The sequence below is a fragment of the Ruminococcus sp. AM26-12LB genome (assembly GCF_003480785.1).
GTDB lineage: Bacteria > Bacillota > Clostridia > Lachnospirales > Lachnospiraceae > Blautia_A > Blautia_A fusiformis.
In genome coordinates, this window is the sequence record NZ_QUJX01000013.1 from 17841 (window position 1) to 44070 (window position 26230).

A 26230-nucleotide genomic window follows, 5' to 3' on the forward strand; every position below is an offset into this window, starting at 1 on the left:
TTCAAAACTTTTAGTCAATATCATAACACATTTTTTTCTTTACGGCTACTGATTGTTAAACTTTTACATTGCCATTTTTTAAACGATATCGTATAATATAGAATATTCGCTTAAAAATCCTTTATAATAAGAAGAAACAACTCCCATCTGACAGAAATGTCAGAGTCGGGCAACCCCTATATAGATACAACGAGGAGGAAATCAATTTTTTATGAAGAAACACACACTTGGAATTGACATTGGTTCCACCACTGTTAAGATTGCGATCTTAGACGAAAACGATACGCTTGTCTTCTCCGACTATGAGAGACATTTTGCAAATATCCAGGAAACCCTTGCAGATCTTCTTCAGAAAGCTGAGGATCAGCTTGGTGAACTGACACTCTGTCCGGTCATTACAGGTTCCGGCGGACTGACACTTGCCAATCATCTGGAAGTACCTTTTGTACAGGAGGTTATCGCCGTATCCACTTCCCTGCAGAAGCTGGCACCAAAGACAGATGTTGCTATCGAGCTTGGAGGCGAGGATGCCAAAATCATCTATTTCGAAAACGGAAATGTAGAGCAGCGTATGAATGGCATCTGTGCCGGCGGTACCGGTTCCTTCATTGACCAGATGGCATCTCTGCTCCAGACCGATGCACCAGGTCTTAATGAATACGCCAAACATTACAAGGCACTTTATCCCATTGCGGCACGCTGCGGTGTTTTCGCAAAAACAGATATCCAGCCACTGATCAACGACGGAGCAACTAAGGAAGACCTTTCTGCCTCCATTTTCCAGGCAGTTGTCAACCAGACCATTTCCGGTCTTGCCTGCGGTAAACCGATCCGCGGACACGTTGCCTTCCTTGGCGGGCCTCTTCACTTCCTTTCTGAGCTGAAGACTGCTTTTATCCGAACCCTGAAGCTGGATGATGAACATATTATCACACCAGACAACTCTCATCTGTTCGCAGCCATCGGCTCCGCCCTGAATGCAAAGCAGGATGTTACCGTTTCCCTGACCGAACTGAAGGAACGCATGCGGACCACCATCAAGCTGGATTTTGAGGTAGAACGTATGGAGCCGCTTTTTGCCACAGAGGACGACTACCAGGCTTTCCATGACCGTCAGAGTGCCTACAGGGTAAAAACCGGAGATCTTTCCACCTATAAGGGAAAATGCTTCCTGGGGATCGACGCCGGCTCTACCACAACAAAAACCGCGCTGGTAAGCGAAGACGGAACTCTTCTTTATTCTTTCTACAGCAGTAACAACGGAAACCCGCTGAAAACCACCATCAACTCCATCAAGGAGATTTACAGCCTTCTTCCGGAAGATGCAGAAATTGCTTTTTCCTGCTCCACCGGTTACGGCGAAGCCCTGATCAAAGCGGCACTTCTTCTTGACGAAGGTGAAGTCGAAACCGTTTCCCATTATTACGCAGCTGCTTTCTTTGATCCTGAAGTAGACTGCATCCTGGATATCGGCGGTCAGGATATGAAATGTATCAAGATCCGTAACCAGACTGTTGACAGTGTACAGCTCAACGAGGCATGTTCCTCAGGCTGCGGTTCCTTTATCGAAACCTTTGCAAAATCTCTGAACTACACAGTACAGGACTTTGCAAAAGCAGCTCTTTTTGCAAAACATCCCATTGATCTTGGAACACGCTGTACTGTATTTATGAATTCCAAAGTTAAGCAGGCCCAGAAGGAAGGCGCTGAGGTTTCCGATATCTCCGCTGGTCTTGCCTACTCCGTTATCAAAAACGCCCTCTACAAGGTTATCAAGGTTTCCGATGCTTCCGAGCTTGGCAAGCATATCGTTGTACAGGGTGGTACCTTCTATAATGACGCAGTTCTCCGCAGCTTTGAGAAGATTGCCAACTGCCAGGCCATCCGCCCGGATATCGCCGGGATCATGGGTGCCTTCGGTGCTGCTCTGATCGCAAGGGAGCGCTATCAGGAGGGTGAAAAAACCTCCATGCTTTCCATCGATCAGATCAACAGCCTCCAGTACACCACCTCCATGGCAAACTGCCGCGGATGTACCAACAACTGTCGTCTGACCATCAACAAATTCTCCGGCGGCCGTAAATACATCAGTGGAAACCGCTGTGAGCGCGGACTTGGAAAGGAAAAGAACAAGGATCATATCCCGAACCTTTTCGATTACAAATATAAAAGGATTTTTTCCTATGAACCTCTTTCCGCAGATAAGGCTACCCGTGGACAGGTTGGTATCCCACGTGTTCTGAACATGTTTGAGAATTACCCGTTCTGGTATACCTTCTTTACAGAGCTGAAATACCAGGTGGTACTTTCTCCTACTTCCACACGTAAGATCTACGAGCTGGGTATCGAATCCATCCCAAGTGAATCCGAATGCTACCCGGCCAAGCTTGCTCACGGACATGTCACATGGCTGATCCGTAACGGTGTGAAATTTATCTTCTACCCATGCATCCCTTACGAACGCAACGAATTCCCGGATGCGGTCAACCATTATAACTGCCCGATCGTTACTTCCTATGCGGAAAATATCAAGAACAATGTGGACGAGCTCAGTGATCCATCCATCACCTTCCGCAACCCGTTCCTGGCATTTACTTCCGAGGATATCCTGACAAACCGCCTTGTGGAAGAATTCCAGGATATTCCTGCTGCCGAGGTCAAAGCTGCTGCCCATAAGGCCTGGGAAGAACTTGCAGCCGTACATATGGATATCCAGAAAAAGGGTGAAGAAACCCTGCAGTACCTGAAAGAAACCGGCCGCCGCGGAATCGTTCTTGCAGGCCGTCCATACCATATTGATCCGGAAATCCACCACGGTATCCCGGATATGATCAACAGCTACGGAATCGCCGTATTTACCGAAGACTCCGTTGCACACCTTGGACATCTGGAGCGTCCCATCCGTGTCAACGACCAGTGGATGTATCACTCCCGTCTCTACTCTGCCGCAAATTTTGTAAAAACAAGAGAAGATCTGGATCTGATCCAGCTGAATTCCTTCGGATGCGGACTTGATGCCGTTACCACCGATGAGGTTTATGAGATCCTGGATGGAAGTGACAAGATCTACACCTGCCTGAAGATCGATGAGGTCAACAACCTGGGTGCGGCAAGGATCCGTATCCGTTCCCTGATCGCTGCTATCCGTGCAAAACAGGCACAGAATAAAAAAAGGAACATCAATCCGGCTTCCATCGAGAAGATATCCTTTACCAAGCAGATGCGTAAGGAGTACACCATTCTCTGCCCGCAGATGTCTCCATTCCACTTCGGAATCTTTGAGGCTGCTTTTAAGGCATCCGGCTATAACCTGGAAGTCCTCCCCAACGACAACAAGCATGCTGTTGATGTGGGCCTTAAATATGTAAACAACGATGCCTGCTATCCGTCCCTGATGGTTGTGGGACAGATCATGGATGCTCTTCTTTCCGGCAAATATGACCTGAACAAAACTGCAGTCATCATGTCTCAGACAGGCGGCGGCTGCCGTGCCTCCAACTATATCGCATTCATCCGCCGTGCTCTGAAAAAAGCCGGCATGGAACAGATTCCGGTTATCTCCCTCAACTTAAGCGGACTGGAGAGCAACCCTGGCTTTAAGCTGACACTGCCGCTGATCAGGCGTATCGTTTACGGTGCCGTATTCGGTGATATCCTGATGAAATGCGTATATCGCATGCGTCCTTACGAGCTGGAAAAGGGTATCGTAAACCGCAAGCACAAGATCTGGGAGCAGCGCGTCATTGCCTTCGTAACAGGCAGCAGCGTCAGCCATGGTACCTTCAAAAAAATGTGCCGTGAGATGGTCCATGATTTTGATACGATCCCGATCTCCGATGAGAAAAAGCCTCGCGTTGGTATCGTAGGTGAGATCCTTGTCAAGTTCCTGCCTGCTGCCAACAACCACCTGGCAGATCTTCTGGAGGCAGAAGGGGCAGAACCGGTTGTTCCGGATCTTATTGACTTTATCTGCTACTGCTTCTACAACCAGAATTTCAAGGTTGAAAAGCTTGGATTCAAGAAATCCAAGGCAACCATCGCAAATCTTGGCCTCAGAGCCATCGACTGGCTGAGAAAAACAGCAAATGAGGCCCTGGAGCAGAGCCGCCACTTTACACCGGCCGCAAATATCCGTGATCTTGCAAAAATGGCTGCGCCCATCGTTTCTGCCGGAAATCAGACCGGTGAAGGATGGTTCCTGACCGGAGAGATGATGGAACTCATCCACGGCGGTATCCCGAACATCGTCTGCATCCAGCCTTTTGGATGCCTGCCGAACCACATCGTAGGAAAAGGTGTCATCAAGGAAGTTCGCCGTGAGCATCCGGAAGCCAACATTGTTGCCATCGACTACGATCCAGGTGCCAGCGAAGTAAATCAGCTGAACAGGATCAAGCTTATGCTTTCCACAGCACAGAAGAATCTGCATAAAGACGATAAAAAAGACGCATAACAATAAATGCAGGTTACAAACATCTTTTTCCAAAAAAACAAATTCAAAGCTGCACAGCCGCAGGATTTCTGCCGGCTGTGCAGCTCTTTTTATTTCAGATATGATTCCTGTCAGACAGATTTTTTCTCTGATCCATCACTCTTCACAGAAGGCTTTGCACGGAGCATCAAAGCTCGGGTTAAAGGCATAGAAATTTTTGGCATCCAGCTGCTCCTGCACGGATCTCAGTGCTTCACCGAAACGCTGGAAATGGACTACCTCTCTTGCCCGAAGGAAACGGATGGGATCTGCAACCTCCGGGATATTTTTCACCACCCGGAGGATATTATCGTAGGTGGAGCGTGCCTTCTGTTCTGCTGCCAGATCTTCAAACAGATCCGTAATCGGATCACCCTTACTCTGGAATTCGCAGGCATTAAACGGCACTCCACCTGCAGCCTGCGGCCAGATTCCCACCGTGTGGTCAATATAATACGGTCCAAGTCCGCTGTTCTCGATTTCTTCCATAGAAAGATCCTTTGTCAGCTGATGGACAATGGTGGATACAATTTCCAAATGTGCCAGTTCTTCTGTTCCCACATCATTGAGCACTGCCGCGACCATCCGGTTCGGTGCGGTAAAACGCTGGGAAAGATACCGCATGGAAGCTCCTATTTCTCCGTCCGGCCCGCCATACTGGCTGGATATAAACTGTGCCAGCTTTGCGTTGGGCGTCTTGATATTTACAGGATACTGAAGTCTTTTTTCATAATTCCACATACCTTATCTGCACCCTCCTTCCTGTTCCCATGGAAACGGCTGTTCCATCCACTGCCATGACTTAAGATCGCTGTCGTTTCCGGTATCAATGGTCAGCGGTCCATAAAATTTTGCATATTTTTCCAGGAGCTCATTTCTTCTGGCTGAAAGCTCACTGTAATATTCAAGAGCTCTTTTTTCTTTTGGATGCGTATCCAGAAAAAGGAGAAGATCGTCAATGGCAAAGCTTACCTGGTCAATAAACTGCAGCAGTTCTTTTTTGGAAGTACAATTTCCGGACATCATCGACTTCCTCCTCTCCTGCCACAGAACGGCTTGCAAAGCTCAGGGAAAATAGTTCCGACCTGAAGAGCTTTTTTCAGCTCAAAGGTAGGCGCAAATTCCTGGTATGGCACATACGCCATTGCAGGAACCTGTTTTGCCATATCAGAAAATGATCGATCCGTCCGGCCTGCCATCCCGCTATTCATCCCACAGGTATACTGATATGGCCGGCAGCCCGAACGATTCATCTGAAATCGGTCCATAATCGAAATCCTTTCATTCATGATCACGCTATATTTTATGACCGTTTTTTAAACTTGTGAAAACAGGAATGTTCACTTTCCTTCATATATATCTATCTTTCTGCCATTTTTTTCTATATATACAGGAAAATATTACTGTTTAAAAATCAGATATACAGTGCTATAATATCCTTGCCTATCTTTACACGGATGGGCGCTTTTACTTATGATTTGTAGCCCTGACCGGCTATTGAAGGAGGAAATTATGCAGGTAATTATTGTAGGCTGCGGAAAAGTCGGTAGAAATCTTGCAGAGCAGCTTCAGGCAGAGGATATTGATATCACTCTTGTCGACGTTATTGCCGACAAGATCAATGATCTCTGCGAAAATATCGACGCTATGGGAATCGTCGGTAATGGTGCCAGCATCAATACTTTAATGGAGGCAGGTGTTGATACTGCAGATATTCTGATCGCAGTTACCGCTTCTGACGAGTTGAACCTTCTCTGCTGTCTGATCGCGCAGAAGGCCAACCACTGTCAGACCATCGCCCGCGTCCGTAACCCCATTTATGAAAAAGAAATCGGATTCATCAAAGAACGTCTTGGTGTTACCATGATCATTAACCCGGAGTTTGCCGCTGCCCAGGAAATTTCACGGCTTCTCCGTTTTCCATCTGCGATCAAGATTGACACCTTTGCACGTGGTCGTGTAGAACTTCTCAAGTTTAAAGTTCTCCCGGAATTCAAGCTGGACGGAATGAGCGTTTCCCAGATCTCAGATGCTTTCCGAAGTGATATTCTGGTCTGCGCGATCGAGAGCCGTGACAATGTATCCATTCCTGGTGGTGATCACATTATACACGACGGAGATATGGTTTCCATTCTGGCCTCTCCGCTTAATGCAGCGGCATTTTTCCGTAAGATCGGTCTCAAGACCAATCAGGTCAAAAACTGTATCATCGTAGGTGGCGGAACCATTTCCTATTATCTTGCCCATGCACTTCTGGGTATGAAGATCAGTGTCAAGATCATCGAGCAGAACAAAAACCGCTGTGAGCACTTAAGCGAACTGCTTCCAGATGCGACTATCATCAATGGTGACGGAACGAACCGTTCTCTTCTGCTAGAAGAAGGACTTTCCGAGTCCGAATCCTTTGTCACTCTGACAAATCTGGATGAGGAGAATGTATTTCTTGCTCTCTTTGCCAAAAGCATCTCCGATGCCAAGCTGGTTGCCAAGGTCAACCGTCTGGAATTTGATGATGTCATCGACTCCCTGGATATCGGAAGTGTCATCTACCCGAAAAATATCACTGCTGATTATATCCTGCAGTATGTCCGTGCCACTCAGAACAGCATCGGCAGCAATGTAGAAACCCTTTATCATATTCTGGATGGCAATGCAGAAGCACTGGAATTTGCGATCCGTGAGGAATCTGCCGTAACTTATATCCCTCTTGCAGAGCTGAATCTCCGCAAGAATCTTCTGGTGGGATGCCTGAACCGCAACGGCCGCATCCGCATTCCCCGTGGTCAGGATATGATCCAGGTGGGAGATACCGTGATCATCGTAACCACTCACAAGGGGCTTCGCGACATCACAGATATACTTGAAAAATAGAGGTACTGCCAAATGAATTATTCGATTATTATTTATATCCTGGGATGGATCATGAATGTGGAGGCTGTCTGTATGCTGGTTCCCGGCATCACTGCCCTTATCTACCGCGAAAAATCCGGTATTGCCTTCCTGATCACGATTCTGGCATGTCTGGCCATCGGTGTTCCACTGGTCAGCCGCAAACCGTCCAAGAAAGCGTTTTACGCCCGTGAAGGCCTTGTGACTACTGCTTTAAGCTGGATCGTCCTCAGTATTGTCGGTGCTGTGCCGTTTGTGCTCAGCGGGGCTATCCCGAATCCCATTGATGCTTTTTTTGAGATTGTTTCCGGTTTCACTACAACCGGTTCCAGTATTCTCTCCGATCCATCACAGATGCCTTACAGCATCAATATCTGGAGATGCTTTTCCCACTGGATCGGTGGTATGGGTGTTCTGGTATTTATCCTGACACTGCTTCCGCTTGCAGGTGGCTATCATATGAACCTTATGAAGGCAGAAAGCCCCGGTCCTTCCGTAGGAAAGCTTCTTCCAAAAGTCCAGTCAACTGCCAAGATCCTGTACAAGATCTACATTGCACTCACTGTTGCACTGATCATCCTCCTGCTTCTTGGGGGGATGCCTCTTTACGACAGTCTCTGTGCAGCATTTGGAACTGCCGGAACCGGTGGGTTCGGAATCAAATCCGACAGTATGGGAAGCTACAGCTTATATATTCAGATCGTCATCACCATCTTTATGATCCTGTTTGGCGTAAACTTCAATGTCTATTTTCTTCTTCTCACCAGGAAGTTTTCTCAAGCATTGAAATCTGAAGAGGTCCGCTGCTACTTCTTTGTGATCATCGCTTCTGCCCTGATGATCACATTCAATGTCCGACATCTGTTTGACAATGTGTGGGAAGCACTTCAACAGGCATTTTTCCAGGTTGGTTCTATTATCACCACCACCGGTTATGCCACTACGGATTTTAACCAGTGGCCTGCGGTATCCAGAACGATCCTGGTACTGCTTACCTTCTGTGGTGCCTGTGCCGGCAGTACAGGCGGCGGAATCAAGATTTCCCGTCTTCTGCTTCTTGCAAAATCCGTCCGCAAGGAACTGCATCTTTATCTGCATCCCAATGCAGTAAAAAAGATCAAAATGGACGGAAAAGCGGTGTCTCACGAAGTTATGCGTGCCACCAATATTTATATGATCGTTTATCTGATGATCGTGGCTACATCTATCTTTATCATCAGTTTTGATGAATTTGATCTTGTAACAAATTTCACAGCCGTAGTCACCACTTTAAACAATGTGGGTCCCGGTCTTTCCCTGATCGGTCCTACCGGAAACTTCGGGATCTTTTCTCCGCTGTCCAAGCTGGTCCTTTCTTTCGATATGCTGGCCGGCCGACTGGAGCTATTTCCGATCCTGATCCTTTTCCTTCGTGAAACCTGGAAGAAATTCTGATAAATATTCGTCATATTTTGCTATGTTTGTGGCATAAATTGTTCTTTTCACATTTATTTCAAATGTTAGACACACTTTCTTCACATTTTTACTGTATATTATAAACCATAGAAGGTGATGAACTTTCTATAATATTTTTCTTTTTCATACGCGCCGGTACGAAAGTACCGGCCTCCTTCCATTTATGGAGTATTTTTTTCCACTCCCTCATAATCGAAATCCGGAATAAAGCTTTCTGAAGCAGTTTCTCCTTCCTGTATAAATCCATTCTGAATCCCCATATCCACAGCAGCATCCAGAACTTTTTCATACTCTCTTTTTGTAACTTTCCGGTTTAATTCCTTAAATTCCACAAATTTTCTCACCGGCGTATACTGATTCATAATACTGATATAAATATCTTCCCCATAGGTTTCATGAAGATACCTCAGAGCCTTTATGGAATTTCCTGTATGTCCCGGCAGGATCAGATGACGGACAATAGTTCCTTTCCGGATGTATCCATCCTCTCCAAACTCACATTTCCCGGTCTGACGCACCATCTCTCCAATTGCAGCCTTTGCAGCCTGCACATAATCCGGCGCATAAGAAAATTTCTGTGCAAGCTCCGGATCCAGATATTTCAGATCCGGAAGATAAATGTCCACATATCCTTCCAGAAGCTTCAGGGTTTCTGTTTTTTCATACCCGCTGGAATTATACACCACCGGAATATCCAGACCATTCCTTCGGGCCATATCCAGTGCCTCTATGATCTGTGGTACATAGTGTGCACCTGTTACCAGATTGATGTTTGCAGCTCCTTTTTCCTTCAGTTCCAGAAAAATCTCTCCAAGCCGTTCCACACTTACAGCCCGTCCCCTGCTCCCGATGGCAATATCATGATTCTGGCAGAAACAGCAGCGCAGCCCGCACCCGGAAAAGAACACTGCCCCGGAGCCTTTTGTTCCGGAGATACAGGGTTCCTCCCACATATGAAGTGCAGCCCTTGCCAGATAAATTCTCTCATCCATGCCACAGAAGCCTTTTTTCCCTGCACTCCGGTCTGCCAGGCATTCTCTTGGACAAAGAGCACAAGCTGACATAATTTCTTCCGTACAGTGCGCGCTCCCTGCCATACTGCTGATTTTATTTTCATTCTCCACTTTCACTTTTCTCCTGATCTTTCTTCCAATATCGTTATTTTCTGTTATCTAGTACTAGTTTAGCACATCACGTCTGCTGCCAACAAGGCTTTCTCTGTTTACACTATATACTTAATATAGTACAATGGATTTCATGGAATCTTAAGAATTTACCCCTTTCGTCTTAATTTCCGGCTGCTATTCTAATAACATCAGGGAGGTACAAAAAAGTGGCTAACATACTTGTTTGCGATGACGACAAAGACATCGTGGAAGCTATCGAAATCTATCTTACGCAGGAAGGCTATCACATTCTGAAAGCCTATGACGGACAGGAAGCACTGGATATCCTGAACAGCGAAACTGTAGATCTGCTGATCATCGATGTGATGATGCCCCGTCTCGACGGGATCCGGGCAACAGTCAAGATCCGGGAAAGCAATCCTCTGCCCATCATCATCCTGTCCGCAAAATCTGAAGACACGGACAAAATCCTGGGCCTTAACATCGGTGCAGATGACTATATCACCAAACCTTTCAATCCTCTGGAGCTGATCGCCAGGGTAAAATCCCAGCTGCGCCGGTACACACAGCTTGGCTCCGCTGCACCGGCAGCATCGGAACACATCTACACAACCGGAGGTCTTACGGTAAACGATGACAAAAAAGAGGTGCTGGTAGATGGAGAAGCGGTACGGATGACGCCCATCGAATATAATATCCTGCTTCTTCTCATGAAAAATCCCGGACGTGTTTTTTCCACCACACAGATCTACGAGAGCATCTGGAATGAAGATGCTCTGGCCGCGGATAACACGGTAGCCGTCCACGTCCGTCACATTCGCGAAAAGATTGAGATCAACCCCAGGGATCCCCGCTATCTGAAAGTTGTCTGGGGCCTGGGTTATAAAATCGAAAAACTGAGCCGGTGAGCCAGCCGGCCATGAAGTATCTGTACTTCAGAAAGGGGTATTATGAATAAAAATAAACATACGGAAAAAAACCGTTCATTTATGCGCATTCCTGCTCTTGTCCTTGCCCTTATCCTGCCTCTGATCATGGTCTTTTCAGCGGCACTGGTGATCCAGGCAGGTATCCGGATGGACTCTGCAGAAGATCTTAAAACAAAGGATTATTTCCAGACCTCTGCTTTTGCTGACAGCTTTTACTCAAAAGCTTCCACAATCCTGTCCGGAATCTCAGCCAGAGAAATCCTGGATAAAACAAACGAAGCTGCATACATTGATCTCGGAGAGCTTTATAACGGAGATTCTCTCTCCTTCAAAAACACCTCCGGACTAGCCTATTCCTTCAATGATCTTAAGGAATGGAGCTCACAGACGATCCATTCCAATGATAGCTGGATCGTCCTGGGCCTTACCACCCCGGAGGGTGAAACAAAATATATGTACTATTCCGATTTCAAAAAATCTCTGGAAGACGGAACCCTGCAACTAAATGCCAACTCCGGTGCCCTGAAATACGAGGGAATTTCCCAAAACGACTGGACTGAGCGTATTCTTTCCTCTCTGAGCGCCGAATATGCAGACGGCGGCATCCAGTCACAGGAACCTTTGAAAAACATCACAGACAAAAACGGAAATGTGGTTTACACAGATGTGGCAAATATGCTCACTCCAATTCTTGAAATCCCCTGTGCACCGGAAGGTTACGACAGCCTCCTGGATTACATGAATTCCACCTCATCCAAAACCAGGAATTTCAAAGGGAACCTGAACGATGCCTTTGAGCAGCTGGATAATGCCCGGGATCTTTTTTCCAGCTGGACAGAAGCTGCTCAGACACTGGATGAGTACAGCAGTGATAATTCCAATATCCATTATGTCTATACGGATAACACCTCACAGAAAATCTTCACAAATACAGATGCAGCCTATACTTCCGACCTGACTGATATTTCCGGTTTTTCAGACAAAAATCCTTACGTGTTCCTAAGTGTCAACGAAGCTTCCACAGATGAGAAAAATGCCCGGAATGGTCTTATGAATCTGAACCTTTCCGCTGCTGCAAACTCTTCTGTAGGAAGCTGGATCGATCTCCTTCGAAACTCCACATACGATGAAAACTGCAGTTTTCTTGCCTGGATCGATGATACCAGCCTTCCTGTACAGGATTCCATTAAAACTGACAGACAGCATTTCCTGACTTATCGTACTTTATTTATCCCGGCTGCTGTGATCACCATGATCAGTTTTCTGCTCTTTATCATAGATTTTATCTGGCTTACTGTCCACACCGGAAGAAGAAATTCCGATAGCGGTAATGCAGACACGGCTCAGCCAGAACTGAACTTTTTTGACAGGATCTATACGGAAGTAGCAGCTGGACTCGTATGTATCCCGGCACTTGGTGTATTGACCGCAGGACTGAGCATGCAAGCTTGCACCTATAACCTTGTCTCCTCCCTGATCATCCTGGGTATCACGATTTTCCTGATCACGTGCCTGTTCTGGATCGGCTATTTAAGCCTGATCCGCAGGATCAAAGCTCGCACCCTGTGGAAAAACAGCCTGCTTCGCAAATGCCTGAAGCTTCCCCGTCTGTGTCTTTGTAAAGCCGGTAAGCTGATCGATTTTTTCTCCAGGAATACCATCAGCAGAATACGTATGGTAGTGGGACTTGGCGTATTTCTATTCCTTGAATTTTTCTTCAGTGCCCTGCTCGCGGCATCTGATGGATGGTTCCTGATGTTTTTGCTTCTATTCCTTCTGGATCTGGGTGCGCTTTTCTGCGTCTACAAAATTGCTCTTGGACGGGAACTCCTCCTTAATGGCCTGAAACGGATCACCGATGGAGAGCTCACTTACAAGATCCCGGAAAAGGAACTCCGTGGTGATCAGAAAGCAATGGCACAGTATATCAACCGCATTGGTGACGGGCTGGACGCTGCCGTGGAAAAAAGCCTCAAAGATGAGCGTATGAAAACCGAATTGATCACCAATGTCTCCCATGATCTGAAAACGCCGCTGACTTCCATCATCAATTACATTGATCTGCTGAAAAGGCTGAACCTCAAAGATCCGGAAGCACTGAAATATCTTGAGATCCTGGACTCAAAGGCACATCGTCTGAAAAGTCTGACCGAAGATGTAGTGGAAGCTTCCAAAGCCAGTACCGGAAATCTTTCTCTGGAAATGACGGAACTGAACTTTGTGGAAATGCTTTACCAGGTGATGGGTGAATTCGAAGAACGGATGGAAAACAGACATCTGACCCTGATGACACATCTGCCTGATTCTCCTGCCATAATCTATGCCGATGGCAGGCGGATGTGGCGTATCCTTGAAAATCTTTTCGGCAATATCCTGAAATATGCCATGGAGAACACAAGGGTCTATGCAGAAGTTCTTCTGGAAAAAGATCAAGTCATCTTTACCCTGAAAAATATTTCCGCACAGCCTCTGAACATTCCGGCTGAAGAACTGACCGAACGTTTCATCCGCGGCGATGTTGCCAGAAATACAGAAGGCAGCGGACTTGGATTATCCATCGCACAGAGCCTTACCCAGCTTCAAGGTGGCACCTTTAAACTTTATCTGGACGGTGACCTTTTCAAAGTCTGCTTAAGTTTTCCACAAAAGATCTCTCCCACAGCCTTATCCGCACCGGAAGATTCTCATTCCGAAGCACATTCTTAACCATTCATAAAAAACAGCAGCGGAAGCCCTGATGATATGATGGATCAGGAGCCAGGCTGCTGTTTTTCTCTTATTTTTGTTCTCTTTTACACTTTAATGGTGATCTCACGGTCTGTCCGGTTATATTTATAATACCGGACTCCGGCTGCATCCAGCATTTTTTTGGATGCGATCACCGACGGAGTATCTGCATATTTATCACAGTCGTATACGATAGTCCTGATCCCTGCCTGGATAATAGCCTTGGCACATTCGTTGCAGGGAAACAGGGACACATAAAGCTTGGCACCTTCCAGACTTCCTCCCCGGTAGTTCAGGATGGCATTGAGCTCACTGTGTGTCACATAAAGATATTTGGTATCCAGCGGATCTCCTTCTCTTCCCCAGGGAAACTCATCATCGGAGCATCCCTTTGGAAATCCATTGTACCCCATTGACAGGATCTTGTTATCTTCACTTACGATACAGGCACCAACCTGTGAATGCGGATCCTTGGAACGCATGCCGGAAAGCATGGCAACACCCATAAAATACTCATCCCAGGAAAGATATCCCTGTCGTTTCTGTCCTTTTTTATCCATACAGAATCCTCTTTTTCTATTAGTTTCTTACTGATCGATCAATCCTCGATCATGTTGATTCTTCTGATATGACGCTCATCCCCGGAAAATGGTGTATCCAGGAATGTATCCACGATCTTCAGAGCAAGTCCCGGTCCTACTACACGACCGCCCATGGCCAGAATGTTGGCATCGTTATGAAGTCTTGTTGCCTCTGCAGTAAAGCAATCTGTACAAAGTGCAGCACGGATTCCCTTGAATTTATTAGCAGTGATAGAAATTCCGATACCTGTTCCGCAGATCAGGATTCCTTTCTCACACTCACCGTCCACGATCGCCTGTGCTACTTTCTTTCCATAAACAGGATAGTCTACAGATTCCGGACCATTGCATCCAAAATCTTTGTACTCCAGCCCTCTCTCTTCCAGATGCTTCTTTACCTCCTGCATCAGCTCATAGCCGCCATGATCACATCCCAGTGCTATCATTTTCTTTCTCCTCCTCAACGTTGATAATTTTATGACCAGCCGCTTTCAGTAAGCGGTTCATGATCGCCTGTCCCATTCTTGGTGTAAAAAATGCCTCTGAATAAATGGCACTTACATTACAGCTGTCAAAATCACGCAGGACCTCGTACAGATGATGCGCGATGGTTTCTTCCTGCTCCCGGCTTCCGATACTCTTTACGATTCCATGTGAATATCGGCCTTTTGTTTCATCTGTTGCGATGATCCCCACAGTCAGTCCCTTCTCCTCAGCCTCTCCGGCTCTTTTTTCGATCTCCGCGATCACACCCTCTGTGGCCCCCTCCACAATGGCAAGATCTGCCTTTGGTGCATAATGACGGTATTTCATTCCCGGTGCTTTTGGATGGACCTTGCTGTCCGGTTTGATCAGCCCCTTATCCATCCTTACATCTCCAAGTGTTTCCCGGAGCATTTCCAGGGAAATATATCCCGGCCGCAGGACTACCGGTATGTCTTCTGTAAAATCTACGATCGTAGATTCCAGACCGATATTTACCTGTCCTCCATCAATGATCATATCAATGGCTTCTCCCAGATCCTCTGCCACATGTCCCGCTGTCGTAGGACTTGGTCTTCCGGAAGTATTGGCACTTGGCGCTGCCACATATCCGCCAGCCGCAAGGATCAGCTCCTGTGCGATACGATCACTTGGAAAACGTACTGCCACACTGTCCAGTCCTCCGGTTGTTTCCTTTGGCACGATATCTGCCTTGGGAAGGATCATTGTCAGCGGACCCGGCCAGTATTTCTCAGCCAGTACTCTGGCTTTTTCAGGAACCTCCGTAACGATCTTATCCAGGTCACGGATATCTGCGATATGTACGATCAGCGGATTGTCCGAAGGTCTTCCCTTGGCTGCATAGATCTTCATCGATGCTTTCGGATCCAGGGCATTTCCTCCAAGGCCGTATACAGTCTCTGTGGGAAATGCCACAAGCCCGCCGTTTTTCAGAATCTCGCCACCTTTGGCAATTGCCTTTCTGTCTATATTCTCCGCTGTCATAACTGCTATTTCTGCTTTCATTTTACGCTCCATTTACTGTCTGATATAAATCCCCTGCTCTTCAATAAAATCTTCCAGATCCTGAAGGGCATCCTGTGCCCAGGTTTCGGATTTCTGAAAAGTCTCCGGGAAAAACATGTCTTTTACTATTTTTTTACCTGTTTCTGTTTTAAAGATCTTCTCTGCACTTTTCTTTATATGTTCTTTATCCAGTCCATCTTCAAAATAATTAACCAGAAAATCAGCTTCCACAAGGATCTGATAATCCAGCCCGTCAATATCCTTATAGGTATGATGATGTCCTACCAGATATTCCACTCTGCGGATCACCCTCTCCTGAAAGCCCAGTGCGGTAAGCATCTCTCTGGCAGCTGCCGGACCTTCTGCTTCCTGCGTCTTTCCATCAGAGCGTCCGTATTTTTCCATACCGACTTTGATCCCGATATCATGAACGAGAGCCGCAGCTTCCAGAACATACATCGTATCTTCATCCAGACCCTCACTCTGGCCGATCAGCCTTGAAAGATCATGCACCTTCACAAAATGCTGGATATGCTTCGGATCCCCCTGATAATAATGGATCATTTCCATATAAAGTCTGTCGATTCTGTTCATAATATCCTCCTCTCTGCTGCCATCCTGCAACTGTCACTTTTTTCTGTATACTGCTCAGCAGAAATCTCCTGCTGAGCATATCCGTTAACAGATAGCTACATAATAGTTACATTATAGCGTTATTATGGAAAAAATGTCAATCCTGCTCCACTTTCACAATGTAGGTTCCTGACATATCATCTTCAAAGACAATGCTTCCCAGACTCTGAAGAACACGGTCATTAAGCTCTGTTCCGTATTTTTCTTTTTCCTGTCCTCCTACAAAGATATAGGAAATATCATAACGGCTGATCAGTTTTTTTACCGTCTCTGCATCTGTAGATGTATAAATAGTCTGGATGTCCGCACTTTTTTCATTGAGGTCAGGTACATTATTTCTCCAGAGCCATTCATGCACATACCATCCCAGTACGGTCGGAAGCCCCGTAGATGCAGAAACTCTCTCATATCCGGTATAGCTGTCCCCGTTAGCCTCGAGCACCACAGGAGAGCCCTTGATATTCTGCTTCAGCCAGCGGATCGCCGACGCATCCTGAGGAAAATCCTGCTCAAGAAATGTAGTTGCATCCAGTCCCTGATACTCCGAAACCTTCCAGACATCCCCAAACCAGGAATGCACGGCATTTCCGAAATAGCCCACGGTCCAGAGCAGTACAAAAAGCCCCACACCTGAAAGGATCCGGATAATCTTCTGTCTGGATATCACCAGCATACGATAAATCCCATATCCCATTGTCATTCCGAAAAGGATATATGCCTGATACGTCAGCTTGAACATAGTATTGGCTCTGGCATTTCCATTTTCATAAATATCCCGCACATATACAAGCTCCGGGATCAAAACCAGTCCGATAGCACATAAGCCCATGATCACTGCAAAAAGATCCGGAACTGTAATCGCCTCCAGCAGCCTGTAAAGACTTTTATGCTTCAGTCCCTTCATTTTTTCTGTGATGACAGACAGGATCAGCAAAACAGTAAGGAGCACCGGAAGTCCCCAGAGGATCAGAAGCTGATACCACAGTGAATGATGCTGTGCCAGTGCCACCCCCTGTACCATCGTATCAAATTTCAATGTAAAGGGCAGGATCACCAGATAAGAGAGACCTATGATCTCCACTGCCTGTACGATCGTCACTGCAAGGATCCTGATTATCTTTCCCTCAAATCGTATGATATTTGCGATCAGGACAACTCCACCGGTCACTACAAAATAGATCACAAAATCCCAGTAATTGGTCCACTGGAACATGCCAAGAAAAACGGACGCCAGAAGGATATGCGGCATCAGAAGCTGTCTCAGCCAGAAAACACTGCGTTCCTGTTTTTCAGGCTCAGGCCCTCTTTTTCGGATCATTTTCAGCCATGCATAGAGCATTCCCACCAGAAATGTCACAAACATCACATTTACCACATGGGCATGAAGATCTCCCAGAACAAAGGAATAGCATGGGAATTCATGTATGGTCTTATCACTGTCATTCACCGGATTATACCCTATGTAACGAGTTGCATCCGGGAACCAGTAGCTGGCTGTTTCTGCCACTCCCTGTATCTTCCGGATCAGCGGCAGTACACAACGGTAGACGATATAATGTACATTTCCCGCGATAGATACTGCAATGCCTGCAGTAACTCCTGCCAGTGAAGGAAGATATTTCTTCTTTCCATCCAGCCGTCCATACAGCCTGTCCTTCGTCATCTGACGGACCAGGGAAAACGGATACACAAAGGCAAACGCTGCCACAAAGGTACGCATCAGATTATAAGTCACTTCCACTCTGCTTCCTGTAAGCTTCGTAAGAAACACTGCAAAATACTGCCCGCCATAGTAATAATTGATGGTTCCCTGTGAATACCAGAGATCACGTGCAGGAAGAGTTTTGCTCCGCATCATGGCCTCCATGAAGCCATAATCCATAAATTTCTCTGTTCCGTATGCCTGCGGCCGGAATCCTGCCAGATAAGTCCACAGCAGAAAGATTCCAAAAAACAGAAGCTCCTCCCGAAAGATCAGCTGCATCTTTCCTGACGGATAACATTCAATGCCATGCTTCAGCTGAACATGAAAAAGTACAGCACATAAAATGCCAACAGCCACAGATACTCCTACACACACTGCTGCTGTAAAAGGAAGGATTTCCACCGCTACCAGAAGCCAGGTGAGAAATCCGGTAACCGCAATGGCAAGTACCTTTGAAAAAAGCCAGCCCCGGTCTTCAAAACCACCAAAAAGCCTTCCTGTGACCGGCATTGCCACCATTCCCATAAACAGCGCAAGCAGCCACCAGGTCCAGAATGTCCATACATCTCCTCCCAGGAGATACGCAGAAAGTACTGTCAGGAGCACTGCTGCAGTCAGCTCCGGAAATAATTCTCTGATCTTTTTTTTCATCCTTCTGTCCCTCCTGTATCAGATTCTGCCCCGCAGACGGATAAAGTCCGCAAATGCCTGTCTTCCGATCTTTATGATCCGTTTCATGTTGATAGAATTTTTTCCGGCCTGTCTCGGTCGGAATGTGATGGGGATATATTCCACATAAAGATGATGTTTTTCATAGATCACGGTCATCAGCACATTGGAAAGGAAAAATCCGCCTGGGATACGCTTCAGTACTTTGGCGAGCTGTTTTCCCTCCATCAGCCGATATGGCGTATTTGCATCTTTTACCCAGGTTCCAAAAATAAGGAAAAGCACAAGCCGCAGTATTCTTGTCACAAAAATCCTGGAAAGCCCATCCTCTCTCTTCTGACGGTAACCGATAAGAAGCCCGCACTTTTGACGTTTTTCCCAGAACTGCCAGAATTCCTCCGGAAGTGTCTGGCCGTCTGAATCCGTCTGAAAAATATAATCGGCACCTTTTTCTACTGCGTAACGATATCCCCTGAGTATTGTTCCTCCATGTCCTTCATTCGGTTTATCGATTCCTATAAGACGGTCATAATTTTTCTGATAGTTCTGTATTTTTTTGTAGGTAGCATCTTTGCTGCCATCATTCAGGATCACCAGGCGGCTGTCCCCGCCGATCCTCTCCACTACCGGATACCATTGCTCGATCACGGTCCCGATATTTTTTTCTTCATTATATGCCGGCATAATGATATATAAGCTGTCATGTTTCATAGATTCTTATTCTCCCATCCTCTGAGGTATACACCAGTGGATATGTCTCCCTGATGATATCCTCACGACATTCCTGCTGTTCAAATTCCATATCCTCCTCAAACAGGATATATGTGATCTTTTCCTGTTTTACGGTAGCTTTCAGTAGCTCCGGATCATCCGTGGTATACATGAGCACTGCCTGGCCGGCACGATAGCCCGTATCGTACCCTGCAGACCATGCATAATAAGGCCATCCGCAATACAGCATGGCACCGGACATGGTGACCTCGTTCATGGTATATTCCGGTGTCAGCAGAAGATCATTTTTCTTAAGATTTGTACTGAGCCAGTCCGTCAGGCTGCTTTCCATATTTACAGTCATCCTGTGTGCGGAATCGTTGTCTCTTAAGATGATCACGTAATCATAGATCCCCGTTGCACTAAGGCAGATACAAAGGAATGCTGCCGCTGCGCGACCGGCCCATTTCTTCCAGCTGTTTTTCCCTGCAAGGAAAACACATCTTACGATCCATCCCCAAAAAACTGTCACAAAGGCATAGGAAATCATCACATATTTATGATTGACATTGATGTCCGGAGTCAGAGATACCAGAAATGCAAATGCCATTGGAAGCAAACAGCCCATCAGCACCGCCCGCTGACCTCTCTTCAGAAATACTGCTGCCACGATCATTCCCACAAAGAAAAATCCACTGATCTCCACCAGATACCAGAGTACACCGGAAATGCTTTTATTGTCTGCCAGAAAGCCCCAGTAAAAGGATGGACTCATAACACTTCCCGACACAAAGATCTTCGACTGCAGTTCCGAAAAAAGCACCGCCAGTCCGGCACAGATCACATAATCCAGCTTACCGTCAGAAAACACTGCCAGTCCGGCAAGGATCAGAAGTCCGCCGATCAGCGCAGCTCCGTTCCAGAAGGCAGTTAATCCCAGAAACAGTCCCAGAAGTATCGCCGTATCCACATTTCTGCAGATCCAGGCTTTTTTTGTAAAAAAACGGTTACGGACCCACAAAAATCCCTGCTCCTTGTGACTGCATCCGGCTTCCACCCAATCCATAAAGGTCCATACCGCTACAGCTGCCATCAGAAGGCCGAAAGCCAGATGACGCTGGTTCAGATATACATTGAAATTCCATAATCCCCAGTTTTCATTGGTAGTATAACCGATAAACGCCGTATTTTCTTCCAGAGTCCGTACAAGGTCCCCCGCCTGAAGATGTTCCCACAGATAACGCCAGAACGCTGTTCCGCTGCGGAAAAAAAAGAAAACAATGGCAGCTGCCCCGGCCCAGAAGCTTTTGAACATCCGGTAGCTGATCCCGTAAAGCACCATAAGAAATCCCGCCAGAGACAGGATGCTTACCAGATTATATCCCAGATCAAGACGAAGGCCCAGATACTCCAGATTTCCCACAAGGAACTGGAACATAAAATGATATTTCACATCCTGCCCGCCATAATGCGGATACTGGGTAGGAAAATTATTTCCCCGTGAAAAAGATCGCATCATTGCCGTGTGGGGTGCATAATCTCCGTATACCGAAAAGCCGGAGTACAGAATGCCGTCTTTCATATGAAAAACGTAAAACATCATCCAAGTCACAAAAACCGTCAAAATGCCAAAAAGCAGAAGCTCTTTTTTCAGGATCCATTTTCTGCTGATCATCCGTTCGGATATCACAAACATTTTTTGCTGTTTTTTCTTTTTCCACCGGAAGATTCCCGAAAGCAGCAGGATATCTACCAGAAATACGATCAGATTTCCATAAAAAAGAGGATGCTCTGCCCCCGCGCATATGCTGAACATCCAGGAAAGAATATAGACTGCCCAGGTCAGCATCAGGATTCCCATCCCAAACGCTGCCGGCAGGACCACCCATATCCTGTTTCCTCTTTCAGTTGTTTGACGCGGAAACAGACATCCTGCCATTTCCATTCCTGTTAACATACATAATATAAGATAAATGATTCCAAGCATAGGATTCTCCTTAATTCACGTAAAGTATAGCAGAATCACCTTCCTATGAAAAGGCTATTCACATTTTTTTCAATTATTTTCGTTTTCCTTCTGTTTTTTCAGATATGTAACGATTCCATCAGCCACAGCCTCTGCTACCTTTCTCTGATACTTCTCTGTCTGCAGCAGGGCGGCTTCCTCCGGATTTGTAAGAAATCCACATTCTACGATATTGATCACACCCGGACTTCTCTTCAGAAGATAATAGGTTCTGTTTTCTTTTGCCACCCGCGGCCGTGCAATGGAAAGCTTCCGGTTCATGTTTTCCTGGATCGCAAGTGCCAGTTCTTTTCCGCCTTCCGAATCCTCATAATAAAATACCTGCGGACCTTTTACTCCGGGATCACTGTAGCTGTTCTGGTGGATACTCACAGAAAGCACCGGTTCATATTTCCGGATCTGTTCAATACGATTCTGCAGATCCTGTGCTTTCATATTTTTTGTACCATTTTCATAAAGACCTTTATCTTCTTCCCGGGTCATTACTACGGCAAGGCCTTTTTTTTCCAGGATCGTTTTTAGCTTCATGGCAATATCCAGATTGATTCCTTTTTCCTTCAGTCCACCGATTCCCACCATTCCGGAATCCACACCGCCATGACCGGCATCCACCAGGATCACCTGATCTGCTTTTATATTTCCGGATACATCTATAAGTCTGCCTGCAGTTTCTGCCGCTTCCCATGACAGAATATAAAAACAGACCAGCATAAGAACTGCCATTGCCAATTCTATGAAATGTTTTTTCAACACAAAACACCCCCGGCATATTTATTTTAATATATGTTGCCGGGAGTGTTTTTAGCATTGTGAAGATCACAATGTTTTCTTCTGTTTATGACAGGTTTTCTGTGATTACGCTCCAGATCCCGCTGTTCTCGAATCCAAGCTTCCACTCTGCCACACCTGCCAGTTTGTATTTTTTGATCAGTTTAACCTTTTCCGCAATAGACTTAGAGTCCTCCAACCAGATCTGGTATGTGGCACCGTCCCCTTCATAGGTTCCGTAATTCTGACTTGTCTTCTTGTCCCAGTATGTTTCTGCTCCGTTATCACTGATCGTCTGCTGTGCCTGATCCATACCGATGGCCTCACTTGTCAGTGCACCGCCATCTGTAGTCTTCCAGAGCCTTGTGTAGAACGGAATCGCAAGAATCGTCCGTTGAGCCGCTACTTCTGAAAGCGTATCCTTAACCCCCTGTTCTACCCATGGCAGAGATGCCACAGAACCGGCATCGGAGCCTACGTAATGCTCATCATAGCCCATAATGATCACATAATCCACAACCTTGCCCTGCTCCGCACGGTCATAATGACTGGTAAAATCTTCCGGAACCGGATTATCTACAGACAGTACCAAATTATTGGCGTGACACTGGATAGAAAGCTCTCTTAAAAACTGAAGGAAATGGATTCCTACTCCTTCGCTCAAAGATTCAAAATCAACATTGATTCCATCCATTCCTACTTTCAGTGCATAAGTGATCAGCCGATTCTCCAGATTCTGCCTTGAACTGGTTTTTGAAAGAACTTCTTTGGTATTCATGTTCTCATTAAAATTATCCACCAATCCCCATACCTTCAGTCCTTTTTCATGTGCCTGCATCACATACTCCCCAGATGCAAGACTTGAAATATTTCCGGAGTTATCTGTTACAGAAAACCAGGTTGGAGAGATCACATTCACGCCTGTCATATTCTGTACCGCATCTGCGAAATAGCTGTTTGCATCTGTGCTGGTAACCTGGTGCCATGCCAGGTTCACCGGTTCATCCATGGTAAGATATGTATAGGACTCTGTTTTAAAATCCCTTTCATAATCCGTTGTATCCACAGCACTTACTTTTTTCTTCTGAATATAACCGATGTAACCGTCATCGGTTGCCACCTGATCCCAGTCCTCTCCTTCATTCATCAGCCGGAGAACTGTATTCTTCGCCAGTTTGGAAAGGATCGGCGCCTTGATCCCGCCCCGGTAACGGATCACGGTATCTTTCTTCGTGGTCACGGTCTCCACATTGGTAAATTTGTATTGTATCGCAATCCTTGCAGGATCCTGCTCTATATAAGAATCGATATCTGTATACTTTTTTACATAATCCAGTTTCAGATAAACCGTGTCATCCTTCAGCCACACGTTTCCGTCTGCCTTATCTGAAGCCGGTTCCTCTGTGAGACTGGATGGTGTTGCATACAGTATCTTCTTGTTTTCGCTATCCCAGTAATATCTCTGATTCAAATATCCGTTCACTACATCCAGCGGAAGATATACATCTTCTCCTGAGATAAGTGCCTTCTCTTCCAGTTTCTCAGTTCCAAGTATCAACGCAGCCTCACCGTCTGCATTCTGGCCGTAGTATTCTGTCAGATCCATTTGTTTCCTGCTTGGTATAAGCTTATTGATCCCGTAAACAGTCCCTCCGGCAAGAGCGACCAGAACGATCAGCAGACCTACCACAAGGACCGGTATGTGTTTTTTTATCATGTTTTTTTCCTTTCGGTATAAAATGTCATAATTTGCTTTATTATAACATATCTTGTCTACATTTCGTTATAAAAATCGACTTTTAATAATTTTTCACAATTTCTTTAGAATTTCGGTTCCCCGCATGGTATGCATGAGTGCAGGGGATGATCGTTATCCGGGGAACCGTTTTTTCTTATGTACGGTCATTCTTTGCGAATAAGATCAAAGCTTACACAGGCGATATGGCCGTCTTCATCTTCCGTATAATCCCGCATATAGACCCCGTTTTCCGCAATCTGACAGGCTTTTGCGATTTTTTTCGGAGTGCTTGGTGCTCCATTGAGATAAAGAGAAACTCCGTTCTCACGATAAAGCTCCAGTTCCCTTCGAAGGGGTTTTGCGGATTTCTTTTTTTCCTGTGATATATTTGGCGTATCCCGACCTCCTTTCCTGGTTAGATTTTCAGAAAACACCAGCAATGGTTCTCGAAAAGCTGCACCTTCCCTGTTAGGATGATACTTGTAATAAAATATAAATAATAAAATGGGGGGAAATTTCTCTGTGTACCGACAGACTCGCCGATGAATTTCACACAGAATCCTTATCTTCAGAAAAATATGACTTTAAGTTATCGTTACTGTCTTCTTACTTCCGGGAGGAGACAGCTTTTCTGCTTTTCATTATACCTGATTTCTCTTCAGATGCAAGTCTTTTATAAAAGAATCAGAAATTTTCTTTTTTCTCCGGTTTCTACATCTTTACATCTTGTGTATAACTGTTATATAATACAGTATGTAAAAGATTAAATTTATTTACCTATAGGATGTGATCATATGAAAATAGAAAAAATCAATGAAAATCAGATCCGCTGTACCCTGACGAAAGAAGATCTGGACAGTCATCAGATCCGTATCAGCGAACTTGCATACGGTACCGAAAAAGCCAAACGTCTCTTTCGTGATATGATGCAGCAGGCACAGATACAATTTGGTTTTGAAGCAGATAATATTCCTCTGATGATCGAGGCTATTCCTGTCAATGCCGAAAGTATTATCCTCATTATCACTAAAGTGGAAGATCCTGAAGAACTGGATACACGTTTTTCCAAATTTGCACCCTTCAAGGGCAACAAACCTTCCGATACCGTAGAGATCGATGGCGCTGACAATATCATCGATATCTTCCAGAAGCTCTGTGAATCCAAGCTTAAGGATCTTTCACAGAAACCGGAAGAAAAAAGGGCGGAAACTTCCGCCTCTCAGGCAACAGAAACTCCGGATGCATCACAGCAGCCGGCTGAGAGTTCTGTAAAGCTTATACGCCTGTACTCTTTCCCGGGGCTGGATGATGTTATTGCCGCATCTCATGGTATGAATGGTTTCTTTACCGGTGATAATACTCTCTATCGTGAAGGAGAAGACGGTGTCTATCAGCTGGTACTTCATCAGTCAGACTGTACACCAGAAGAATTTAACAAGGTCTGCAATATCCTTTCCGAGTATGGCATCGGCCGTGCATTCACACCAGCCGGTGAAGCCTACCTCAGAGAGCACTGTGCACTGATCGCTGATCATGCACTTCAGAAGCTTCTGAATATCTGACAAACCAAATATCCTACAGACAAACAAACCGCTGTCGGAATGCGATCCATATGATCTGCATTTCCCGACAGCGGTCCTTTTGTTTCAGCAAAAAAACTTCTGTTTATTACTCACCAAGAAAATCATTGATCTGAGCTACGAGGACATCTGCGTCCAAGCCATGGACCATTGCTGCTTCTTCCAGAGATTCCATCTGTGAAGACGGGCAGCCAAGACAATGCATTCCTGCTCTCATCAGGATCGGTGCGATATTCGGGTCTACAGTGAGCAGTTCTCCGATCAGCATGCTCTTTGTAACTTTTGCCATGATTGTATTCTCCTTTACTGTTTTATCGAAATATTTTCATTCCGTTCTGCTATTATAATACGAATCCGGAATGGAATCAACGGGTTACGAATTTTCAGTTTTGTTTATAAATTTATACTTGTATTCTTTATGCAGATATATTAGAATGGGAATAGAATCCCTGGTAGGGGATACATATAATACACAATTTAAAAGGAGGATATCAATTATGGCATATGTAATTTCTGACGAGTGCGTTAGCTGTGGAACATGTGAGGGTGAGTGCCCGAACGAGGCTATTTCTCAGGGAGACGAGCATTATGTAATCGACGCAGACGCTTGTGTTGACTGCGGAACATGCGCTGAGGCCTGTCCAGTTGGTGCTATCTCTGCTGAGTAATGCATCATTAGCTTGATAAGCTGCTATAATGAATGAGGCTGCCG

General features: G+C 45.8%; 22 protein-coding genes. 7 read left to right on the forward strand and 15 right to left on the reverse strand.

Features of this window, described 5'->3' with window-relative positions; translation table 11 throughout:
* The first annotated feature begins 211 nt into the window (after positions 1–211).
* A complete protein-coding gene (locus DW694_RS10790; RefSeq protein WP_118752984.1) occupies positions 212–4453 on the forward strand; it encodes a 2-hydroxyacyl-CoA dehydratase in 4242 nt (1413 codons plus the stop codon).
* A gap of 135 nt (positions 4454–4588) precedes the next feature.
* On the opposite strand, the gene DW694_RS10795 is transcribed toward DW694_RS10790, so the two are convergent.
* From DW694_RS10795 to DW694_RS10805, 3 genes are read right to left on the reverse strand one after another with little or no spacing between them, the layout of a single operon-like run.
* The gene (locus tag DW694_RS10795) at positions 4589–5212 is read right to left on the reverse strand and encodes a manganese catalase family protein (protein ID WP_118752985.1); all 624 of its coding nucleotides are present in this window, start codon (positions 5210–5212) and stop codon (positions 4589–4591) included.
* 3 nt (positions 5213–5215) lie between these two features.
* On the reverse strand, positions 5216–5497 hold the full coding sequence (locus DW694_RS10800; protein WP_330577175.1) for a spore coat protein CotJB: 282 nt from the start codon (positions 5495–5497) through the stop codon (positions 5216–5218).
* Positions 5494–5739 (reverse strand): spore coat associated protein CotJA, encoded by a 246-nt coding sequence (locus tag DW694_RS10805; protein WP_015527159.1) that lies wholly within the window; start codon positions 5737–5739, stop codon positions 5494–5496. The genes DW694_RS10800 and DW694_RS10805 overlap by 4 nt, the downstream gene beginning before the upstream one ends.
* Positions 5740–5983: 244 nt before the next feature.
* Between DW694_RS10805 and trkA the strand changes: the two genes are divergently transcribed.
* Together trkA and DW694_RS10815 are read left to right on the forward strand one after the other, a co-directional pair.
* A complete protein-coding gene (gene trkA / locus DW694_RS10810) occupies positions 5984–7342 on the forward strand; it encodes a Trk system potassium transporter TrkA (protein ID WP_015527160.1) in 1359 nt (452 codons plus the stop codon).
* Positions 7343–7354: 12 nt separating this feature from the next.
* Complete coding sequence (locus tag DW694_RS10815; protein WP_021651380.1) at positions 7355–8794, forward strand: TrkH family potassium uptake protein; 1440 nt, start codon at positions 7355–7357, stop codon at positions 8792–8794.
* A gap of 182 nt (positions 8795–8976) precedes the next feature.
* Here DW694_RS10815 and DW694_RS10820 read toward each other — a convergent pair whose 3' ends face one another.
* On the reverse strand, positions 8977–9912 hold the full coding sequence (locus DW694_RS10820) for a radical SAM protein (protein WP_044961497.1): 936 nt from the start codon (positions 9910–9912) through the stop codon (positions 8977–8979).
* Positions 9913–10148: 236 nt separating this feature from the next.
* On the opposite strand from DW694_RS10820, the gene DW694_RS10825 reads away from it, so the two are divergent.
* Complete coding sequence (locus tag DW694_RS10825) at positions 10149–10850, forward strand: response regulator transcription factor (RefSeq protein ID WP_118369013.1); 702 nt, start codon at positions 10149–10151, stop codon at positions 10848–10850.
* A gap of 42 nt (positions 10851–10892) precedes the next feature.
* A complete protein-coding gene (locus DW694_RS10830; RefSeq protein WP_118752987.1) occupies positions 10893–13577 on the forward strand; it encodes a sensor histidine kinase in 2685 nt (894 codons plus the stop codon).
* A gap of 86 nt (positions 13578–13663) precedes the next feature.
* Here the strand turns inward: DW694_RS10830 and DW694_RS10835 are convergent, their stop codons facing one another.
* The 10 genes from DW694_RS10835 to DW694_RS10880 all read right to left on the reverse strand — a co-directional run bounded on the left by DW694_RS10835 (position 13664) and on the right by DW694_RS10880 (position 24372).
* Positions 13664–14158 (reverse strand): dCMP deaminase family protein, encoded by a 495-nt coding sequence (locus DW694_RS10835; protein ID WP_015527165.1) that lies wholly within the window; start codon positions 14156–14158, stop codon positions 13664–13666.
* Positions 14159–14196: 38 nt separating this feature from the next.
* Positions 14197–14625: a ribose 5-phosphate isomerase B gene (gene rpiB, locus DW694_RS10840; protein ID WP_015527166.1), complete on the reverse strand. Its 429-nt coding sequence runs from the start codon at positions 14623–14625 to the stop codon at positions 14197–14199.
* The gene (locus DW694_RS10845) at positions 14606–15688 is read right to left on the reverse strand and encodes an L-threonylcarbamoyladenylate synthase (RefSeq protein ID WP_118753028.1); all 1083 of its coding nucleotides are present in this window, start codon (positions 15686–15688) and stop codon (positions 14606–14608) included. Before DW694_RS10845 ends, rpiB begins: the two co-directional genes overlap by 20 nt.
* 12 nt (positions 15689–15700) lie before the next feature.
* Positions 15701–16282 (reverse strand): HD domain-containing protein, encoded by a 582-nt coding sequence (locus tag DW694_RS10850; protein ID WP_092068707.1) that lies wholly within the window; start codon positions 16280–16282, stop codon positions 15701–15703.
* 136 nt (positions 16283–16418) lie between these two features.
* Positions 16419–18677 (reverse strand): DUF2298 domain-containing protein, encoded by a 2259-nt coding sequence (locus DW694_RS10855; protein ID WP_022426061.1) that lies wholly within the window; start codon positions 18675–18677, stop codon positions 16419–16421.
* Positions 18678–18695: 18 nt separating this feature from the next.
* Entirely contained in the window at positions 18696–19406 is a 711-nt protein-coding gene (locus tag DW694_RS10860) for a glycosyltransferase family 2 protein (RefSeq protein ID WP_118752988.1), read from the reverse strand.
* Positions 19396–21393, reverse strand: a complete 1998-nt coding sequence (locus tag DW694_RS10865) for a hypothetical protein (RefSeq protein WP_118752989.1) — start codon at positions 21391–21393, stop codon at positions 19396–19398. Before DW694_RS10865 ends, DW694_RS10860 begins: the two co-directional genes overlap by 11 nt.
* 69 nt (positions 21394–21462) lie before the next feature.
* Positions 21463–22185 (reverse strand): N-acetylmuramoyl-L-alanine amidase, encoded by a 723-nt coding sequence (locus tag DW694_RS10870; RefSeq protein ID WP_243121575.1) that lies wholly within the window; start codon positions 22183–22185, stop codon positions 21463–21465.
* Positions 22186–22267: 82 nt separating this feature from the next.
* Positions 22268–23917 (reverse strand): glycosyl hydrolase family 18 protein, encoded by a 1650-nt coding sequence (locus DW694_RS10875; protein WP_118752990.1) that lies wholly within the window; start codon positions 23915–23917, stop codon positions 22268–22270.
* Between the two features lie 185 nt (positions 23918–24102).
* Complete coding sequence (locus tag DW694_RS10880) at positions 24103–24372, reverse strand: hypothetical protein (RefSeq protein ID WP_021651392.1); 270 nt, start codon at positions 24370–24372, stop codon at positions 24103–24105.
* Positions 24373–24732: 360 nt separating this feature from the next.
* On the opposite strand from DW694_RS10880, the gene DW694_RS10890 reads away from it, so the two are divergent.
* Positions 24733–25500 carry an adaptor protein MecA gene (locus DW694_RS10890; protein ID WP_021651393.1) on the forward strand — a complete coding sequence of 256 codons (768 nt, stop codon included), beginning with the start codon at positions 24733–24735 and terminating at the stop codon, positions 25498–25500.
* Between the two features lie 106 nt (positions 25501–25606).
* Here DW694_RS10890 and DW694_RS10895 read toward each other — a convergent pair whose 3' ends face one another.
* Positions 25607–25807 carry a DUF1858 domain-containing protein gene (locus DW694_RS10895; RefSeq protein ID WP_015527179.1) on the reverse strand — a complete coding sequence of 67 codons (201 nt, stop codon included), beginning with the start codon at positions 25805–25807 and terminating at the stop codon, positions 25607–25609.
* A gap of 208 nt (positions 25808–26015) precedes the next feature.
* Between DW694_RS10895 and DW694_RS10900 the strand changes: the two genes are divergently transcribed.
* Positions 26016–26186, forward strand: coding sequence for a 4Fe-4S binding protein (locus DW694_RS10900; RefSeq protein WP_015527180.1), 171 nt, complete (start codon positions 26016–26018; stop codon positions 26184–26186).
* Positions 26187–26230: the final 44 nt, after the last annotated feature.

What these genes read in the sequence shown, in the direction of transcription:
- DW694_RS10790 (WP_118752984.1), top strand. Translation starts at nt 212, where the DNA reads ATGAAGAAACACACACTTGGAATTGACATTGGTTCCACCACTGTTAAG.
- DW694_RS10795 (WP_118752985.1), bottom strand. Translation starts at nt 5,212, where the DNA reads ATGTGGAATTATGAAAAAAGACTTCAGTATCCTGTAAATATCAAGACG.
- DW694_RS10800 (WP_330577175.1), bottom strand. Translation starts at nt 5,497, where the DNA reads ATGATGTCCGGAAATTGTACTTCCAAAAAAGAACTGCTGCAGTTTATT.
- DW694_RS10805 (WP_015527159.1), bottom strand. Translation starts at nt 5,739, where the DNA reads ATGGACCGATTTCAGATGAATCGTTCGGGCTGCCGGCCATATCAGTAT.
- trkA (WP_015527160.1), top strand. Translation starts at nt 5,984, where the DNA reads ATGCAGGTAATTATTGTAGGCTGCGGAAAAGTCGGTAGAAATCTTGCA.
- DW694_RS10815 (WP_021651380.1), top strand. Translation starts at nt 7,355, where the DNA reads ATGAATTATTCGATTATTATTTATATCCTGGGATGGATCATGAATGTG.
- DW694_RS10820 (WP_044961497.1), bottom strand. Translation starts at nt 9,912, where the DNA reads ATGGCAGGGAGCGCGCACTGTACGGAAGAAATTATGTCAGCTTGTGCT.
- DW694_RS10830 (WP_118752987.1), top strand. Translation starts at nt 10,893, where the DNA reads ATGAATAAAAATAAACATACGGAAAAAAACCGTTCATTTATGCGCATT.
- DW694_RS10835 (WP_015527165.1), bottom strand. Translation starts at nt 14,158, where the DNA reads ATGGATAAAAAAGGACAGAAACGACAGGGATATCTTTCCTGGGATGAG.
- rpiB (WP_015527166.1), bottom strand. Translation starts at nt 14,625, where the DNA reads ATGATAGCACTGGGATGTGATCATGGCGGCTATGAGCTGATGCAGGAG.
- DW694_RS10845 (WP_118753028.1), bottom strand. Translation starts at nt 15,688, where the DNA reads ATGAAAGCAGAAATAGCAGTTATGACAGCGGAGAATATAGACAGAAAG.
- DW694_RS10850 (WP_092068707.1), bottom strand. Translation starts at nt 16,282, where the DNA reads ATGAACAGAATCGACAGACTTTATATGGAAATGATCCATTATTATCAG.
- DW694_RS10855 (WP_022426061.1), bottom strand. Translation starts at nt 18,677, where the DNA reads ATGAAAAAAAAGATCAGAGAATTATTTCCGGAGCTGACTGCAGCAGTG.
- DW694_RS10860 (WP_118752988.1), bottom strand. Translation starts at nt 19,406, where the DNA reads ATGAAACATGACAGCTTATATATCATTATGCCGGCATATAATGAAGAA.
- DW694_RS10865 (WP_118752989.1), bottom strand. Translation starts at nt 21,393, where the DNA reads ATGCTTGGAATCATTTATCTTATATTATGTATGTTAACAGGAATGGAA.
- DW694_RS10875 (WP_118752990.1), bottom strand. Translation starts at nt 23,917, where the DNA reads ATGATAAAAAAACACATACCGGTCCTTGTGGTAGGTCTGCTGATCGTT.
- DW694_RS10890 (WP_021651393.1), top strand. Translation starts at nt 24,733, where the DNA reads ATGAAAATAGAAAAAATCAATGAAAATCAGATCCGCTGTACCCTGACG.
- DW694_RS10895 (WP_015527179.1), bottom strand. Translation starts at nt 25,807, where the DNA reads ATGGCAAAAGTTACAAAGAGCATGCTGATCGGAGAACTGCTCACTGTA.
- DW694_RS10900 (WP_015527180.1), top strand. Translation starts at nt 26,016, where the DNA reads ATGGCATATGTAATTTCTGACGAGTGCGTTAGCTGTGGAACATGTGAG.